This window comes from Nostoc sp. JL23, assembly GCF_017115065.1.
Taxonomy (GTDB): Bacteria; Cyanobacteriota; Cyanobacteriia; order Cyanobacteriales; family Nostocaceae; genus Nostoc; species Nostoc punctiforme_A.
Genome location: NZ_JABXKN010000076.1, coordinates 48,555 through 66,222, shown reverse-complemented (window position 1 = coordinate 66,222; position 17,668 = coordinate 48,555). Strand labels below are relative to the sequence as shown.

Annotated in this window: 14 protein-coding genes; 1 reads left to right on the top strand and 13 read right to left on the bottom strand. The window is 40.4% G+C overall.

Annotated elements, in window-relative coordinates:
• Positions 1 to 34: 34 nt before the first annotated feature.
• From HWQ42_RS16110 to HWQ42_RS16050, 13 genes are all read right to left on the bottom strand, one after another.
• A complete protein-coding gene (locus HWQ42_RS16110) occupies positions 35 to 1,135 on the bottom strand; it encodes a glycosyltransferase (RefSeq protein WP_292813754.1) in 1,101 nt (366 codons plus the stop codon).
• A gap of 304 nt (positions 1,136 to 1,439) precedes the next feature.
• A complete protein-coding gene (locus HWQ42_RS16105) occupies positions 1,440 to 2,753 on the bottom strand; it encodes a Gfo/Idh/MocA family oxidoreductase (protein WP_292813752.1) in 1,314 nt (437 codons plus the stop codon).
• Between the two features lie 452 nt (positions 2,754 to 3,205).
• Entirely contained in the window at positions 3,206 to 3,751 is a 546-nt protein-coding gene (gene rfbC, locus HWQ42_RS16100; RefSeq protein WP_292813750.1) for a dTDP-4-dehydrorhamnose 3,5-epimerase, read from the bottom strand.
• A gap of 132 nt (positions 3,752 to 3,883) precedes the next feature.
• A complete protein-coding gene (locus HWQ42_RS16095; protein ID WP_292813747.1) occupies positions 3,884 to 4,729 on the bottom strand; it encodes a phytanoyl-CoA dioxygenase in 846 nt (281 codons plus the stop codon).
• A gap of 21 nt (positions 4,730 to 4,750) precedes the next feature.
• Positions 4,751 to 5,593, bottom strand: a complete 843-nt coding sequence (locus tag HWQ42_RS16090; RefSeq protein WP_292813745.1) for a phytanoyl-CoA dioxygenase — start codon at positions 5,591 to 5,593, stop codon at positions 4,751 to 4,753.
• A gap of 50 nt (positions 5,594 to 5,643) precedes the next feature.
• Positions 5,644 to 6,651 carry a glycosyltransferase gene (locus tag HWQ42_RS16085; RefSeq protein WP_292813742.1) on the bottom strand — a complete coding sequence of 336 codons (1,008 nt, stop codon included), beginning with the start codon at positions 6,649 to 6,651 and terminating at the stop codon, positions 5,644 to 5,646.
• 37 nt (positions 6,652 to 6,688) lie between these two features.
• Positions 6,689 to 7,642 (bottom strand): glycosyltransferase family 2 protein, encoded by a 954-nt coding sequence (locus HWQ42_RS16080; protein WP_292813739.1) that lies wholly within the window; start codon positions 7,640 to 7,642, stop codon positions 6,689 to 6,691.
• A 221-nt stretch (positions 7,643 to 7,863) separates the two neighbouring features.
• Complete coding sequence (locus tag HWQ42_RS16075) at positions 7,864 to 8,892, bottom strand: NAD(P)-dependent oxidoreductase (RefSeq protein WP_094351585.1); 1,029 nt, start codon at positions 8,890 to 8,892, stop codon at positions 7,864 to 7,866.
• A gap of 439 nt (positions 8,893 to 9,331) precedes the next feature.
• A complete protein-coding gene (gene lhgO / locus HWQ42_RS16070; protein WP_292813734.1) occupies positions 9,332 to 10,546 on the bottom strand; it encodes an L-2-hydroxyglutarate oxidase in 1,215 nt (404 codons plus the stop codon).
• A gap of 118 nt (positions 10,547 to 10,664) precedes the next feature.
• Entirely contained in the window at positions 10,665 to 11,438 is a 774-nt protein-coding gene (gene rfbF, locus HWQ42_RS16065) for a glucose-1-phosphate cytidylyltransferase (RefSeq protein ID WP_292813731.1), read from the bottom strand.
• 326 nt (positions 11,439 to 11,764) lie between these two features.
• The gene (locus HWQ42_RS16060; protein WP_292813728.1) at positions 11,765 to 13,930 is read right to left on the bottom strand and encodes a tetratricopeptide repeat protein; all 2,166 of its coding nucleotides are present in this window, start codon (positions 13,928 to 13,930) and stop codon (positions 11,765 to 11,767) included.
• A 57-nt stretch (positions 13,931 to 13,987) separates the two neighbouring features.
• Positions 13,988 to 14,770 (bottom strand): PP2C family serine/threonine-protein phosphatase, encoded by a 783-nt coding sequence (locus HWQ42_RS16055; protein WP_292813726.1) that lies wholly within the window; start codon positions 14,768 to 14,770, stop codon positions 13,988 to 13,990.
• A 50-nt stretch (positions 14,771 to 14,820) separates the two neighbouring features.
• On the bottom strand, positions 14,821 to 15,495 hold the full coding sequence (locus HWQ42_RS16050) for a VWA domain-containing protein (RefSeq protein WP_292813723.1): 675 nt from the start codon (positions 15,493 to 15,495) through the stop codon (positions 14,821 to 14,823).
• 747 nt (positions 15,496 to 16,242) lie between these two features.
• On the opposite strand from HWQ42_RS16050, the gene HWQ42_RS16045 reads away from it, so the two are divergent.
• Entirely contained in the window at positions 16,243 to 17,628 is a 1,386-nt protein-coding gene (locus tag HWQ42_RS16045; RefSeq protein ID WP_292813721.1) for a response regulator, read from the top strand.
• Positions 17,629 to 17,668 lie beyond the last annotated feature (40 nt).

The window sequence follows — 17,668 nt, the reverse complement described above, 5'->3', positions numbered from 1 at the left end:
ATAGGTAATCTGATAGTGGAAAGAGATTCAGAAATCAAATGAATAATTGCTGCACGCCACAAGCTTGATTGATAATTTGCTCAACCTTGCCAAAAAATGCATTCTCTGAAAAGTTTGCTACTGCATGATTACGGATGCGATCGTAATCCCAAGAAATACCATTGGCTTCTTGTAATGCAATTTGTAGAGATTCGGGTGTTTGTCTTTTGAAAAAGACTCCTGTTTCACCTGGTATTTGAGTATCTAATACTCCACCCGCTCCATAAGCGATGACTGGTGTGCCGCTAGCATTAGCCTCTACTGGAACTAACCCGTAATCTTCTAAGGCTGCGACAATAATAGACTTGGCTTTGGAAAACAAGTCTTTGCGGGTTCTATCACTTACGTGTCCCAAGAACACAATATTTTGTAATGCTTTGGATTTTAACCGTGCTAGTTCTGGCCCATCACCAGATATTAATAGCCGCCACCCCAACCAATTAAAAGCTTCGACTATTATATCAAGTCGCTTATAACTGATCATCCGGGCGGAGGCCAGATAATATTCATCTTTTATATCTGAAAAAACAAATTTGCTAGTATCAATTGGATAGTTCACCATCATTGCCTTTTTGCCATAAATCTTTTCAATTCGGCGGGCAACAACACTAGAATTAGCAATGTAAAGGTCAGGCTCCTGTGCATATTTCAGGTCTACCTTTCTCATGACTTGAAATACTTGTTCGATTAAAGGAGCAAAATATCTATAGTCCCCGTACTCTCTTAAATAAGTTGCTGTATCCCATAAGAAACGGGTAACGTTATGGCAAAAACAAATGTGGTGGGCATTGGGATTTTTTCGCACTGCTTTGGCGAAGCTGGTGCTACTACTAATAATTAAATCGTAGTCTTGCAGATCCAAGGCACGAAAGGCAGGAAAATATAGAGGAGCCATTGACCTGAAATATTTTGCTGCACCAGGAATCTTTTGTAAGAAGGTTGTATTAACTATGCGATCGCCTAGATCGATAGTTTTTTGGGGATCGTACAAAGATGTGAAAATATCTGCTTCGGGATAGCGCTTACAAAGCAGTTCAAACACACGCTCTGCCCCACCTCGCTGGGTTAAATAATCATGGACGAGAGCAATTTTCATGAAATTTGACCTAAAGTTTCGATCGGGTTTGTTGAAACGCTCCCCAGCAAGTTACTATCAACAACTTTAGTGTCCCGCAGTATAGCTTTCTATCCTCTTGATGAAATTCTGGCGACAAATACGTTAGTAGGGGTCTCGGAGATCCCCCCAACCCCCCTTAAAAAGGGGGGCTTTTTCTTCTTTTTACCCCCTTTTTAAGGGGGTCGCCGCAGGCGGGGGGGATCTTATCCGAAACGTATTAGGGGCGTACAGCTGTACACCCCTACAGCCAATTCATTTGTGGCAAATGTTTTGAGAACCGATATTATCCAACTGCTACTAAGATTTTTTCTGGAGCGAAATAGGCATTTTGCTCAGTTCGTAGTTGGTCGCAAAGTCTGCCTTCAGGTAATTCTACATCCTCATAAGTGAGGACTCGATCTTTAGAAATATCTCGTTTGAGGCGGCACCCTTCAGCTAAACCCATTGGTAGAAGATTTTGCTGTTGGACGATATCGGAATTTTCACATTGTCCGTAGGTCATGTAGTAGCCAATGCCATCTAAGGTTTCTCCTGCTTTCAGGTCGATTTTGGCGGTGGTGACAACATCTACTAGCGGGCCTGCTAGTGGAGACATAACGGCATCACCAAATAAAACAGCACGCGCTACGGACAAGGGAACTTCAAAATGACAGAGGTGATAAGGAGTATAGAAGCTGTAAAGTGGGCCTTCGCCTAATTTATATAAGTTGAGATAGTGGCGTTGCTTGGGGTCGTCGTGAGTGGCAAATACATATACGCCTGGGCCTGGTTTGGCTCCAACTACATAATCGACAATACCGCCTAGTTCTTTGAGTTGTTCAACATCATATAACTGGGTCATTTCATCGACATGACCGCTGAAGTCATATCCCAACATTCCCCGTTTGGCGACTTTCATGCCTGTGGCATTGGCAACGATCGCTTGCTCGAAGGAAATTTTGCTTCCGTCGGCGAAGCTAGCCACCATGTGGGGCTTTTGACCCCAACGTTTAGCAAATCCTTCCTGGGTGGTGGGATTGCGATAGGGGTCTTGGAGTCCTTTAATGTTACCGCACAATAAGGGAGTTAAACCAATGCTTTTTACAAAGCGATAAAGGTTCATTTGTACCCCTGGCTGATCGCCATCACAAGCGCTGAGAATCACACCTGCTTTGTCAGCATACACTTTCAGGATGGGGCCAATGGTGCCGTCGAGTTCGGCATTCATCATAATCACATGTTTGCGGTGGGCGATCGCTTCCATAACGATCTGAGCGCCAAATTCCACTGCACCTGTGACTTCGATTAATGCATCGATGCCTTCAGCCCGACACAGTAACTTAGCGTCCTCTGTGACTGCATACTTACCGTTAGCGATCGCATCTTCTAATTCGCTGACAGTTGCAACAACTTGAATATCTTCAATTCCTGCTTCCGAATAAGCTTGTTTAGCTGCACTAATTTGGCGATTAGAAATAGCAACTAACTCCATTCCTGGCACTGAATTGACAATTTGGTTGGCAATTCCTCTACCCATAAAACCAGCACCAATCATTCCCACCTTGATAGGATTTCCTGCTGCTGCACGGGCTTGTAAGGCGCGATCGATAATAATCATGAACTAAACTCCTTTTTGGAACTGTTTGTTGTGTTACAAATTCTCGATAATTTTGCACTTAATAATTTTTACAGCTAAACATTAAGTACATTTTCATGGAAATTATCATTAATGATAGCTACTAACTGGTTGTTTGCTAGATGCTATAACAGCAGTCTGTTTTCCGGCTATGATTTTTGATAATTTGCTCCACAGCATTTCTGTAGGCTTGGGCAAACTTTTCTTTGGTATTGATTTGCTCTTGCTCCCCCTGTCTCTATAGCAACGGACACAGAGAGGCGAGCAAAAAGGTAATTTTTCGTTGCTCCTCCCTTTCCGTTTCGGAGAGGGAGGCTGGGAGGGAGAGGTTCATCGAACTCACGTTATAGCAATGGTATATTTTTTGGAAGTACCTTACCTTATGCAGAGGAGCCAGTGTGTTGTGCGAAAAACACCTGGCAAAGAGAAATAGTCTATACGCCAACAGTCATCATTCTCAACAAAGGCCAATTTAAATCTTTCTCGGAGATTTCAGTCACATCTAGAGGCCAATCAATGTTAAAGAATGGATCGTCATAGCGTAAACCTCTTTCATATCCTGGGGTGTAAAATTCACCCACTTGATATACAACTTCAGTCTCATCGGTGAGCGCTTGATAGCCATGAGCAAACATTTCTGGAACATATAAAGCACGGCGATTTTCTGGGGTTAGCTCTACACCAATATGTGATAAAAAGCTAGGAGATTCAGGACGCATATCAATAATTACGTCGTAGATTGCGCCTTTCGTACAGCGAATTAATTTTGTTTCTGCTGCTGGCAGAACTTGATAGTGCATTCCCCGGATAGTACCTTTTCTGTAATTAAAAGACAGGTTACATTGGGCAACTGTTGGCTTTAATCCGTGTGCTTCAAATTCTTGAGCGCAGAAAGACCGAGCGAAAAAACCACGGTGGTCTGGCTTTTCTTCTAAATCAATGATGAATGCGTCTTTGAGTGCAGTTTGAGTAAAGAGCATGAATGAATAACCTCGATAGGAATATTGACGACAACAAAACTTGGCAAATTTGAAAACTTAACTTGTTACAAACCTCATCAACAATAGTATTGAGTGGATTTTTAGATTAACAAGTAGCTTGCTTTAATTGAACTATATGGCGCTATTACTGACTGGTTCAGTTAACTTTGGTTGGGGAAAAGTATTGTCTCGATATTGAGTACAAACTTCTGGACGATCGGGAGAAGTAGAAGTGTAGCACGAGAATAAAGTTAACCTATCTTCTGTGCGTGATGTACCGTGATGTATGGCTTTTTTGGGATCGACAATAATGACTGTTCCTGCCGATCCTGTACAATATTTCCAAGCCTCTTTCGGGATGATTTCATTTAGTTCTTCATCTGTGATGCCTAAATGACCAGATTGCCACAGCTTGTAGTAAGTACGGTAATAGTTTAATCTAAACCAAGAAGTTAAAGATGCTGGAATATATTCAAATGGCCCGTGCTTTTCTTCAACATCATTTAAGTAAATAATGATTTTGATCATGCGGCGGTCTTCTGCATCTTTATGCCATAGTTGTGTACCAAACTGACTTTTATTAGGGAAATCTTTGCGGAGATGTACACCATGAAAAATGATTGGCAGACCAATGTAGTTTTCAATGATGTTTAGGAGCCTTTTCTCGCTTCCCCAAGTAGCAAATTCAGGTAAATATGTAACTGTGTAAACTTGGGGAATTTTTTCATTTAAATCGTCATGATTGCCAGATTCCATTTGGGATGAATAACCATAAGCTGCCTTGAGTAATTCTGATGTTGAATCGAATCCCAATTCAGCAAGTTTGGTAATATGAATACCATCACATTTAAGGTCATTAATAATTTTGCGATCGCTTGCTTCTAGTGTAGGCAAATTAGCAGTGTGTTTCAAAAGTGCTAATCTGTAAACTAATTCAGATCCCAATGAAGATATTTTGCGTTTAATCTTGATCAGCATTGCATGACTACCTTTAGTACACTATCGGCTATTTTCGACTTGCTGCCTTAGCTCTGCTCTGGGATAAGTATCATCCCAGTATTGGGTGCAGAGTTCTGGTTTTTCAGGAGGGTTGGCGGTGTAACAAAAGAATAGTGTTGAGCGTTCTTCTGTGCGGACTGTGCCATGATGCAAAGTATTTTTCGGATCTGCAATCAAGACAGTACCTGCTGGGCCTGGGCAGGATTTCCAAGCTGATTTGGAGATGACTGTTTTCACTTCTTCATCATCGATGCCCCTATAACCTGACTTCCAAAGTTTGTAATAGAGCCGAATATAGTTCCAACTAAATAAAGAAGTTAAAGAGCGGGGAATGTATTCAAAAGGCCCATTTTTTTCTTCGACATCATTCAAGTAAACAAAGATTTTGATAATGCGACGGTCTTCGGAATCGCCATGCCATAGTAGTGTGCCAAACTGATGTTTGCTAGGGAAATCTTTACGTAAATGTACACCGTGAAAAGCAATAGGAAGACCAATATAGTTTTCGATGAGATTGAGAAGCCTTTTCTCCATTGCCCAGGCATAAAACTCTGGTAAACCTGTAACTGTGGAAATTTGTGGCAATTTTTCGTCTAGATGGTCGTTGTTGGGATTTTCCATCTGAGACAATTGCTGGTAAGCAGCTTTGAGCAGTTCGGAGCTAGAGTTGAAGCCTAAATCTGCCAGTGTTGTGACATAAACACCGTCTTTTTTGAGAGCCTTGAGGATATTGCGATCGCGCCCTTCTAATGCTGGCAGATTTCTGCTATGCTTCCAACGAGCTACATAATATTGAAAGTCAGCAGATAGCGTAGATATTTTGCGTTTAATTAGATTAAACATGTGGTAAATTCTTCCTAGTTTCAATGTCGATTTATCAGTAATTTAGTAGCTTATGGCTTATAGCTCCGTATTTCTTGAGCAGGTATTTCACTTGATTCTGCTAAACTAAATTCTTTAGAAATCATCACGTCAAAAGCACATAAACCGACTAAAGCCAAAAATGGGACTACTGTCTGAATAGCAGACATAGGCCATCTTCTTAAAGCACCTAAGAAAACTTTCAAGTTGACTTCTTTACCGTTTTGCAAAAGCATCCGCCGACAAAACTGCTTAGAATATCCACTCTCTTCCAATTTCAAAATTACTTCGGGTATATGTTTGTATTGCATTAAAAGTGCAGATTTTGGTTCTTTCTGCCAATAACTCACACCCACAACACATTCCAAATAAGTCTCTTTCGTGACAATTACACGACCATTAGAGGCACAATACCCGGCTAAATATGCTAAAGATATCCAGTTATTCTCAGCATCTTGCCAATTTTGTAGAGCGCGTTTCACTAAATCAGTGCGGTAGATTGTAGCAGTCAGAAAAATGACTGCACCGACACTTTTTGAGAAACAATGCTCAAATATAGCTTTACCATCACCATCACCATCTTCACTATCTATATCAAACCAGCGATTACCAACAATTGTTGGTGGATGAACTGGTTCACCAGTAATTTGGTTCCGACCGGAAAAGTTGAGAAACAATAATGATAAATCTTCATATCGCTTAAGTTTGCTAATTACATAAGCAATAGCTCTATCTTGAATTGGGTCATCATCACCAATCGTCCAAACATATTTTGTTGTGGTAGAATTTAGGCAATACATAATATTTTTGACAACGCCTAAATTCTGAACATTTTTATTTGATTTAAATGGGATGCTGCTAAGTATTATTTGCCATTTTTTGATCGTATCCTGAGTATTGTCTGTTGAACAATTATCAGAAACTAAAATTTCACAATCATCTTCAAAACCTTTGATAGCTTGAGCTAGCCATGCTAACTGTTTATCTAGTAATTCAGCACGATTATAAGTCGGTATAGCAATGGTCAGTAATTTCTGCATGGTAAAAATAGTAGTTAATAAATTGATATATGAATGGTTACAGGTTAGTCTCTAGCTGTTTGGGTGGAAAAAGAATTGCCCAAGCTGATATGCTTAACAAACGTAGATAAGGAATAAATATCTTGATTGTCAATAAAGGCCAACGTTTTAAAGCACCTAATAGGATTTTCAAGTCAGTTTTTTGATAGAAATTCTGCCAAATCATTTCCTGACAAAATTTATGAGGATATCCTACCTTTAGTAGTTTTATATAAACTTCAGGTATGTAGGCATATCGCATTTTAAAGTTCCATGTTGGATCGAGATCCAAAAGACTAGCGCCCATAGTACATTCTAAATAAGTGTCTTTAGTGACGATGACACTCCCATGAGCAGCACAAAAGGCCGTCCAATATGCTTGAGATGCCCAATTATTAGTAGCAGACGGCCATTTTTGTAAAGCGCGTTGCACTAGATTTGTGCGATAAATTGCTGCTGATATAAAAAGTACACCACCAAAATTTTCATTTAGATAACTTTGAAATACAGTTTTACCATCAACTCTTAATTCGTCGCTATCACTATTCAACCAGTGTTCGACAACAAGTTGACCTGTTTGTTTTTGACGACCAGAGAAGTTTAAAAACATTAGTGCTAAATCTGAAGGTTTTTTTAGTGTTGTTAACACATAATCTAGGGTTCTCTCTTGAATTGGATCGTCATCACCAATCGTCCAAATATATTTACTAGTTGGGGCTTTTAAGCAACAGGCAATATTACCCATGACCCCGATATTTTCATTATTCCTATTTGATGTAAATGTGACATTACTAAGAATTATCTGCCACTTTTTAATAATTTCTTGGGTATTATCTGTAGAACAATTATCAGAAATAAAGATTTCACAGTCAGACTCAAACCCTTTAATAGATTTGGCTAACCAAGTAAGTTGTTTATCTAAAATCTGGGCACGATTGAATGTAGGAATTGCGATAGTCAGCAATTTATTCATCTTCTGCTTTGTTTCTTTGGCTTTTTCTCAAAATGTAGCGATGCAGTCCAGCGGCAATCTCTTTAGCTTTCAGATGGCTAACTCGTTTATTAATGCTGAGATGAGCGCCATAAAATTTAACTCGCTGATTGCAAATAATTTGATGGATGGAATAAGCCCGAATCAATACTATTTGATTCGGAAGCTTAGATTCTTTTTCAGTTGCGGCTAGGCAACTTTAGCTACTTTTTATTCCAGAAGAAATCTTTGTCAATTTGTTCTGTGCGAATTAAATACTCTAGCTGTTTTAAACGAGTAAATCCTCTAAACAAGAAAGTATCTTCAGCCATGTGTATTTGACTGAATAAATCAAATAGCTGCTGGGCACCAAGTTGGGCATTCCAATCACATTTAAATCCAGGTAGGATTGTGTTGATTTTCTCGAAGGATACGCGATAGCTGCGGTTATCTGAGCCGTTATCACCAAAGGACAATTTGCAATCTGGGAAAACATCAGCAATAATTTCCGCGATTTCTTTAACGCGATAGTTATTTGCTGTATCTCCCACGTTGAAGATTTGGTTATGTACAATGTCTCGTGGTGCTTCTAAGGTGCAAACTATTGCTTTGCAAATATCCAATGCGTGGACTAATGGCCGCCAAGGTGTGCCATCACTAATCATTTTGATTTCTTTGCTAGTCCATGCCAAGCCAGCTAAGTTGTTTAAAACAATATCAAAACGCATTCTGGGAGAAGCACCAAAGGCTGTAGCATTCCGCATAAAGGTGGGAGAGAAGTCATCGTCAGCGAGTGGTCTGACATCTCTTTCTACGAGAGTTTTACATTCTGCGTAGGCTGTTTGGGGATTAACTGGGGATTCTTCTGTGACATCACCTGCGGTTGCAACACCGTAGACACTACACGAAGACATATATACGAAGCGACGCACACCCATAGCCTTAGCCAGACTAGCTAGACGAACTGAACCTACATGATTAATTTCGTAGGTAATATTTGGTGCCAATTGTCCGGCTGGGTCGTTGGAGAGTTCCGCCATGTGAACTATGGCTTCAATACCTTCCAAATCATCAGGGGTGATGTTGCGGATATCTTTATTCAGAGTTTTGGGTGTGACTCCACTAGGGTTGTACAGCCAACCAACTTTATAGAAGCCGGTATCTAGACCAATAACTTCATGTCCTCGTTCGATTAACAGAGGCGGTAATAACGAACCTAGATAGCCTTCTGTTCCAGTTACTAATATTTTCATTGTGGTTAATTCCTTTGTATTGTGTTGATGAGTTAAATTCTTCGTTTAGCATGGACGCACAGATGTACGCCCTAGAGTGTGTTGCATCTAGAAGGGAACCGCTATATTTTTCGTTTGTATGCAATAACTTGACCTCTCCAAACCTCTCTCCTAAAAGGAGAGAGGCTTTGAATCTTACCCCTTTTCTTGAGGTTGGAGGTCATTGGACTCAACCTAGAAGCGCTATATCGCTATATATAAAGTCATTACATAGTTTGCCGACTAACCCATTGGGTAGAAGCACTCTATAGCGGTTCTGAATTGATGCACGACACTTTTTTGTTTGTTGTAGGATGGGTATCTTACTCGTCCCTTATATTTCGAGGCAGGCAGAGAAAGATGCCCACTATACAAGATTCATCCCTTACGTCAGCAGTCCCGGAAATAACAACTATGATATCTATGCAGTGACTACACTCTCTAGATGCGAAAGTTGGGGAATTTCTGCCACAAGCGCTTTGCCGATTTCTAGAGAAGATGTAGCAGCAGGAGAAGGAGCATTGCAAACATGAATGGAGTTGTGACCGGAAACAATCAAAAAGTCGTCTACAAGCTTGCCATCGTTCATTAAGGCTTGAGCGCGAACTCCTGCATGAGTGGGAACTAAGTCTTCTGCTTGGACTTCAGGAATTAGTTTTTGCAAACTTCTGGTGAAGGCTGCTTTGCTAAAGGAACGAATGATTTCTTGGATGCCTTCATCAGCGTGTTTAGCTGCTAACTTCCAAAAACCAGGATAGGTGATGACTTCCAAAAAATCCCGTAAGTCAAAGTCGGTTTTTTTGTAACCTTCGCGTTTGAGCGATAGAACCGCGTTTGGCCCTGCATGGACGCTACCATCAATCATCCGGGTAAAGTGGACACCCAGGAAGGGGAAATCTGGATTGGGAACTGGGTAGATTAGTGTCTTGACCAGATAGCGTTTTTCTCTTGTGAGTTCGTAGTATTCTCCCCGGAATGGGACAATTTTGGCTTGGGGTTCAACTTGCCCTAGTTTGGCGGTGCGATCGCTATGCAATCCAGTACAATTAATTACAAAGCGGGTTTCAAAGTTACCTTTGTTTGTTTGCAGTACCTGATTTTTACCACTTGGAGAGATTTTCAGGACTTTTGTATTGAGGTGTAAATCTCCACCCTGCTGTTGAATTAGCTGGGCATATTTCAAACAAACTTGCTTGTAATTAACAATACCAGTTGAAGATACCCGAATTCCACCTACACATCTTACGTGAGGTTCAATTTCCTTAATTTCTTCGGGGCTGATTCTCTGGACTTCTATGCCATTGTCTAAGCCGCGTTGGTAGAGATTTTCTAAGCGTGGTAGCTCTTGTTCTTCAGTTGCAACAATTACCTTACCACAAACTTCATGGTCAATTCCATGCTCTTGGCAGAATTCTACCATTGAACGAGAACCATCACGACAAAATTTAGCTTTGAAACTCCCTGGCTTGTAGTAAATACCAGAATGAATTACCCCGCTATTATTGCCAGTTTGGTGAAATGCCCATTGACTCTCTTTTTCTAGTACTAAAATCCGGGCATTAGGATAGCGTTTTCCTAAAGCCAACGCTGTCGAGAGTCCAACTATTCCCCCACCTATAATCGCAAAATCATACATTAGTATTATCGCACTTCAAATTACAGTAAATCTATAAAGTCATTGGGCATGGGGCATTGGGCATTGGGCATTGGTTATTAATTATTCTCCTCTGCTCCCCCTGCTCCCCCAACTCTCCTTACCATACCTTCCAAGGAGCTTGGTTGTTTTTCCACAGCCCTTCGAGATAGTTTTTATCGCGTAAAGTATCCATTGGTTGCCAAAACCCATCATGTCTGAAAGCAGATAGCTGTTCCATATCAGCTAGCTTTTCTAATGGCTCTTGTTCCCATACTGTAGAGTCATCAGCAATTAAGTTGATTACTTCTGGTTCTAACACAAAATAACCGCCATTAATCCAAGCTCCATCACCTTCGGGTTTTTCCCGAAAGCTGGTGATTTTGGTTTGCTCATGTCCTAAAGAAATAGCACCAAAACGCCCTGCTGGTTGAACGGCTGTGAGTGTTCCTAAGCTATTTTGTTCTTTGTGAAATTTAACTAGCTCGGTGATATTAATATTACTGACACCATCGCCATAAGTAAAGCAAAAAGTCTCGTTACCAAGATGTTCGCTGATTCGCTTTAAGCGTCCGCCTGTCATTGTATTATCACCCGTGTTTACTAAGGTGACGCGCCAGGGTTCTGCATAACCAGAATGCACGTTCATCTGGTTAAAGCGCATATCAAAGGTAACATCTGACATGTGTAAAAAGTAATTAGCAAAATACTCTTTAATGATGTAACCTTTATAACCGCAACAAATAATGAAATCATTAATGCCGTGGGCAGAATATGTTTTCATTATGTGCCAGAGAATTGGCTTACCACCAATCTCAACCATCGGCTTGGGTCTAACACTGGTTTCTTCACTGAGGCGTGTACCAAGACCTCCAGCCAAAATCACCGCTTTCATGCAATTACCTCGGAGATTTGTAGGGATATGATTATTTGACTTTTCGAGATGAAGAGGATGCACTTAAAGGGAGAGAAATGTATTTCTGATTTCTGTTTCTCCGTCAATAATCTAACTGTAATTTCCGATGAAATTATAAAGGAAAGATAAATTAAAATCTTTTCTATATAAAAGCTCTATGAATATCTATAAATATAGAAATAAATTACTCAAGCAAATAAAAATATCACCTATAAAATAACTAGGGTTAGCTGGCGCTAACCCTAGTCAGGCTTGATTTTTTCAATCAAAACCAACAATATGCTAGTAACAAAACTTACTTGTTTCTAGTTAGTTTTTTCCATGTTACTTGAGCCTTGGAATAAAGGGTCACATTTGTTTTCGATGACTACACACATATTACTGAGTGCTTGTTGATAATTATCCATGTCATCTTGCTCAAGAAATATTTTGGCAGATGCCTGTATATCTTCGACAGCTTTTGTCTGGTTTTTGTTAGCTTCACTACCACCATATTGTGCCAGTTCATAGCGAACCATGCCTCGTTTGAGATATGCTTTTGCTAGTTTAGGGCTTAGAGTTAATGCTTGGTTAAAGTCAGCGATCGCTTGATTATATTCTTGCTGATAATTGCTGCTATATTGAGCGATTTGATAATAAACAACACCCCGCTGGAAGTAAGCTTCGGCTTTGGAGACATTAAGTTGTATGGCTTGAGTAAAATCTGCGATCGCTTTTTTGTAAGCTTGTTGAGATTCACCGCTATATTTAGCCATTTGGGCGCGGACAATCCCCCGTCTGACATAAGCTTCAATTTCATTATTATCCAAACCGATGGCTCGATTATAGTCTGCGATCGCTAGATTATATTCTCGATCGGGATCGTTGCTATATTCGGCGAGCATATAGCGAGCATTGCCCCGATTTACCAGAGCTTTGGTTTGATTGGGATTGATTTTCAGAGCTTGGCTATAATCTGTAACTGCGCCTTCATAGTCTTTCAGGTTATAGCGGGCATTGCCACGATTTACAATTGCTCTAGCGTGTGTAGGTTCTTGTTCAATTGCTTGGCTGAAATTGACAATTGCTTTTTCATAGTCCCGCTCTTTGTAAGCAATATAACCTTGCTGATAAGAATCAGCGAAGCTGAGTTTATTATTTGGCTGGGAAGACTTGATTGTTTGTTGGGTGTAAGCATTTTGGGAAACCAACGGCTGAGTAAATTTAATCATTACGTCTGCATATCCCAATAAACCAAAACCCAGCAAACAACAAATAATCGGGTACAACTTTGACTTTTTGGAAGGTTTATATGAACCGCTGGGAGTCATTATTGGCTGCCAGTAATTAGCTAGCTGCGGTGACATGGCTCGCTGAGGAAAATGCGGTGTCTGATTGTAGCGTTTTCTCGCTTTGATTCGCGGTTGGAGATGTTCTCTAGCTTCTATAGCCCGATGTGATGGGAAGGGGTCGCGTCCACCTAGTCGCACGGTACGTTCGCACCACGGACAGCTACGCATGTGGTTGTTGTAGCGATGCTGGGGATTTGTGGTGCAGGTAATCAGGGACTCTTCGGCTTCAGCGATGGCTGAGAGCCAAGTCTGGGCACTGGGGCGTAGTTGTGGGTTGTTATGACCCTCTTCAAAACAACGGACAAATAATTCCTGTAAGCTGGGATGGAGAATTTCCCAAGGGGGGGCGATGGGTGTTGGCAGGTAGGGTACGTAACGCTTTTCGCTGTACGTGAAATGACCCGACGCAATGCGGGCTTCGTAAGGTGGTGGCTCAATCGCACCTTGAAAAATCCCCGAAAATGGGTGGGTGCCTTCCATTAAGAGTTGGAATACTAGCACCCCTAACCCAAATAAATCGTGAGAGATTTCGCGATCGTGCTGGGCAAAAGTTTTATTTTGTAGTTCTGGTGGAGTAAACTCTGGTTTACCTACTGGACAGCGATAAACAACATTGCTGTTTGGGTCGGTTACTTGGAAAGAGTCTGTGTCTATCAAAGTCACCAGTGCTGTATCACTGACGAGGATATTAGACTCGTTCACATCACCAATGCAATATCCACTAGCGTGCAAAGCGGCAAAAGCTGCCGCCAAGTTACGAGCCGTGCGGAGCAGGTACTGATAGTTGAATAGGGGGCAATGTTGCCGACGGGTTCTGGGGTTGTAAAAGTCGATGATTGGACGCATCCCCTGAATCCGTGGCATCAAAAAGCCCAGGATGCTATTTTTGCCATCTGCCGCCCGTAATAAATCCTCTGGCCAAGCGATAGAGATATGCCCTAAACTCGCCGTAGGGTTTTCTGGCGGGTTAGCAAGCATTGCCTGGAGTTTTTCAGCATGGGCAGTGGTTGGCTTGTGGTAAATCTTCGCCACCAATTCGTTATCGGATGGCACAGCATAAACACAAGCTTCACCGCCACGTCCCAAACTGACATTGAGACTGAGGATTTCTTTTCTGGGGGAACAACGTAGTACCTGCATAATGAAATTACCGCTAACGGAAGTTATTGTAAGATGTGAAACCTGTAAATCGATTGCTCATGAGTCGTTGAATGCGGCTATAATGAGTGTTAAATCATCATCAGTGCGTTGCGTAATCCGCTCTGAGCGTAAAAATTTTACCAATTGCTCCTTCGCTTCTGTCTTATCCTCGGTATTGGCGACAAATTCAAACAGCGGAAAAAAGAACGGTTTGTGAGGTTCGCCAACAACCATATTCAAAGCCAGCATTTGTAATCCGTCGGTGATAATACCAACGTTTACTATGTCTGTGCGCCATAATCTCATCTGTGCTGTATCTAAGGCATGAGGCGAAGTTAAAAAAGTAGTTTCGTTGATGTATTCACCACTGTCAGGCATAGTCAGTGCCAGCAGGTTGCCCAGACGATCTTTTGCCACTGCCAAACCGTCACCTATCTGAACTACAGCTACAACTTCTGGTGTGGCAACCAGCATAATTAAGGTAGTTGCTAAATCTTGAGGCTGTTTGTCACAAGTAGCCGCCTCATCCTCTACAGCTTTTTTGGCAGCTAATATGGCATCATTTAAGAGCGATCGCACCAATGTATCATCAGTCAAACTTTTTCGGGTCAGCCCTTTGGTAGAAATGTTTTCTATTGCTGTCTCCACAGCAACCATCGCTCCCACTTTCCCAAGACTAGCAGAACCCGCGCCATCTGCTGCGGCCGCCACTAAAACATTATCTGACAATATCTGCCAGTGATGAGCATCCTGACATAATTGATTGTTTTTTAAGTGACTTGTACCACATACAGATGCAGCCACAATCCGCCATTGAGCAATCTGTTTTGATATGTTCATAAATTTTTTTCAAGCAGCTTGATGTTTACACAGCTAGCTGCAATTTTTAATTAAACAGTCCCCCAACCAATCGGCGGTAGTGCTACCTGTTCGTCTACTTGGGAATGAGAAACAGCCGACATACTAGTTGACAGCCAGACAAACATCTCGATAAAATTTAATCCTTTAAGCTTTAAGGGAGTACGTACAGTTATTTGATTTAAACGCGTCATATTCGCATTTTCTACACCAACTGTAAAGAATGCTACCCGCTTGTTAGCCTCGTCTCCCTGTAGACGCTGGGATGCTTGCTCTACCACATGCTCTAACTCACCTTGCGGTTCTCCATCGGTAATCATAAATACCCAAGGACGATAGTAAGCAATCCCGTTGGCACGATACTGAGATTTCCGCTCTTGAATTATGTCCAAAGCTTTATGAATTCCCGCACCCATTGTAGTTAAGCCTTGGGCTGTCAAAATCGGCGGATTGAATTGATCGGCAGTCACAAAGTCTTGTACTACATTGATATTACTATCAAAGGTGACGATCGCCACTTCCACCCGTCTCGCGGCTAAGGAATTTTTGACTAATTCATCCTTCAAACTCAGTAAACCCTGATTTAAAGCCTCAATCGCCTCTCCTTGCATCGACCCAGATGTGTCTAATAAAAGTACACAAGGACAACGTGGTTCTGGGTTCTCAGCAAATTCTACTACTTCATCAAGTCTTAATGTATCATGCATAACTTTTTGTGTTATGTTAAAGTCCAAAGCTTTATTTCCCTTTGCTCAGAGTATATAGTTCCAATCGCCGAGGCGACTACAGAATATAGTATCTATTGGTAGATGCTCTAATCTTTATTAAACAAATTATTTTCATAAAGTTCTCTATATATTTAAGATGAACTTGAGCACAGCTTAGTTTAGCAAAAAAGAGTTTATCAAAACCCAGCATTACCTGTTGTAATGTATCTACCAAAAAGTTATATCCATTAAACCTACAGTACAATAAATACGTAAACTTTCCTAGATAAGTTTTTAAAGATTTTATGTAGAAGAATCGTTTCTTTAAGGAAAAGTAATTAACCATAATTAAGCTCGTTAACTCTAGAAGTATATCAGTGTAACTACGCGAAGTTGGAATCAAATTTGCATCTTGAAGTGAGTGGGCATAAATAAACGTCATTATTAAGGTCTTCACTCAAAAGTTGTTAGTAGTTAGTAAAATCCAGAATTAACCAACATCTACTGATAATCTAGCTATGATAGATGCTTACCTTTATTCATACCTACTTGCTTTTTGAGTCAGATTAAGTAAAATGTGCTAAATGTAACAAATAACATATAAACCTTACAATTTTTAATATATGTACATATTTTCAAATAAATAATTTGTGGGTAGAAAAATATTACAAAGAAGAGAATACTTTATAGATCATATTTTTAATCTACAAATGTTCGGTTGTTGATTCCGCAAAAAACTTGAAAAATATGAATAAGTCAGGTACATTCACCAAACTACGTCCTCTAAGTTTGTTAAGACAATTATCCAATTGTTCCGACAGTACTTGTTTACAAGTATTGAGTAACTCCGTTTCTTGGTCGATTTACTTAGAACAGGGCAAAATAACTTACGCTACCCATTCCGTGGAACCATTTGATCGATTAGAACGACATTTGCGCCGCCTCAGCCAGCAAATTCCACTCCTTACTAATGAGGTTCGCATTCAAGTACGGCTGATGTTTGAACCTGACTCACACAGTCAATTAATCCAAGATGACAGTAATTCGAGAAGCCACCCTGCTGAGTATCAGGCTATATCCTGGCTTGTTAGTCAACACCATCTACATTCTACGCAAGCAGCAGTGCTGGTTCAAGAATTAGTTAAAGAGGTCATTGAATCATTTTTGCTCATCAAAGAAGGTACTTATGAATTAACAGAACCAATTGAGGGAATGCCAAAAATTTGTAGGCTAGGTGTAGAAAAAATTCTAGAGTATTGCCAAGTAAGATTACAGACTTGGCAGGCTTTTACACCAAAAATTTCTTCTCAATATCAACGGCCATATCTGTTGATTAACAGTAAGTTTGATAACCAAGATTTACCAAATCTACAGCCAGATTTAATTAACTGGATGAAGGGTTTTAGCCTGTGTCATCTGGCTGTAATTTTGAATCAAGATGAAATTCAACTAGCTCGCAATTTATACCCTTACATCCTTAAGGGTGCGATTATCCTCCATGAACCCGATCCACCATTTGATAAATTACCAAAGATTTTTGAGGAGCAATCGCTTTTCTCAAAATTGATTTCAGGGTTAGTTGACACCAAACAAGAACTAAATAGCACTGTCAATTCTTACCCAAATATTCGTGAAGAGAAAATAGTTCCTGTTCAGCGATTACCACAGATTTCTACTCCTTCAAAAGAAAACTTTCAGGAACCAACAATATCAAATAGCATAAATTCTGCTTCCCAAAGAGTAACGGCTGCTACGGTAACGGTACAAAAAGTCCACAAAATCGTTTCTGTAGATGATAGCCCTACAATTCTTAAAGAAATTAGTTATTTCTTAGAAAATGAAAATTTTTCTGTAGTGACTATTAACGATCCAGTGAAAGCCGTTTTGTCAATTATAAGGCACAAACCGGATTTAATTTTGTTGGATTTAAACATGCTAGGAATTGATGGCTATGAGTTGTGCCGGATTATACGAAATAATTCCCTATTTCAAAATACTCCTATTATCTTTGTCACTGGGAATAAAGGAATTGTAGACAAAGTAAAAGCCAAATTAGTCGGGGCATCTGGATATCTGACTAAACCGTTTACTCGCGCCGAATTACTGAAAATAGTCTTTATGCATTTGACTTAAATTAACTACTCTAATGAGTTTTTACTGCACATTACTTTGT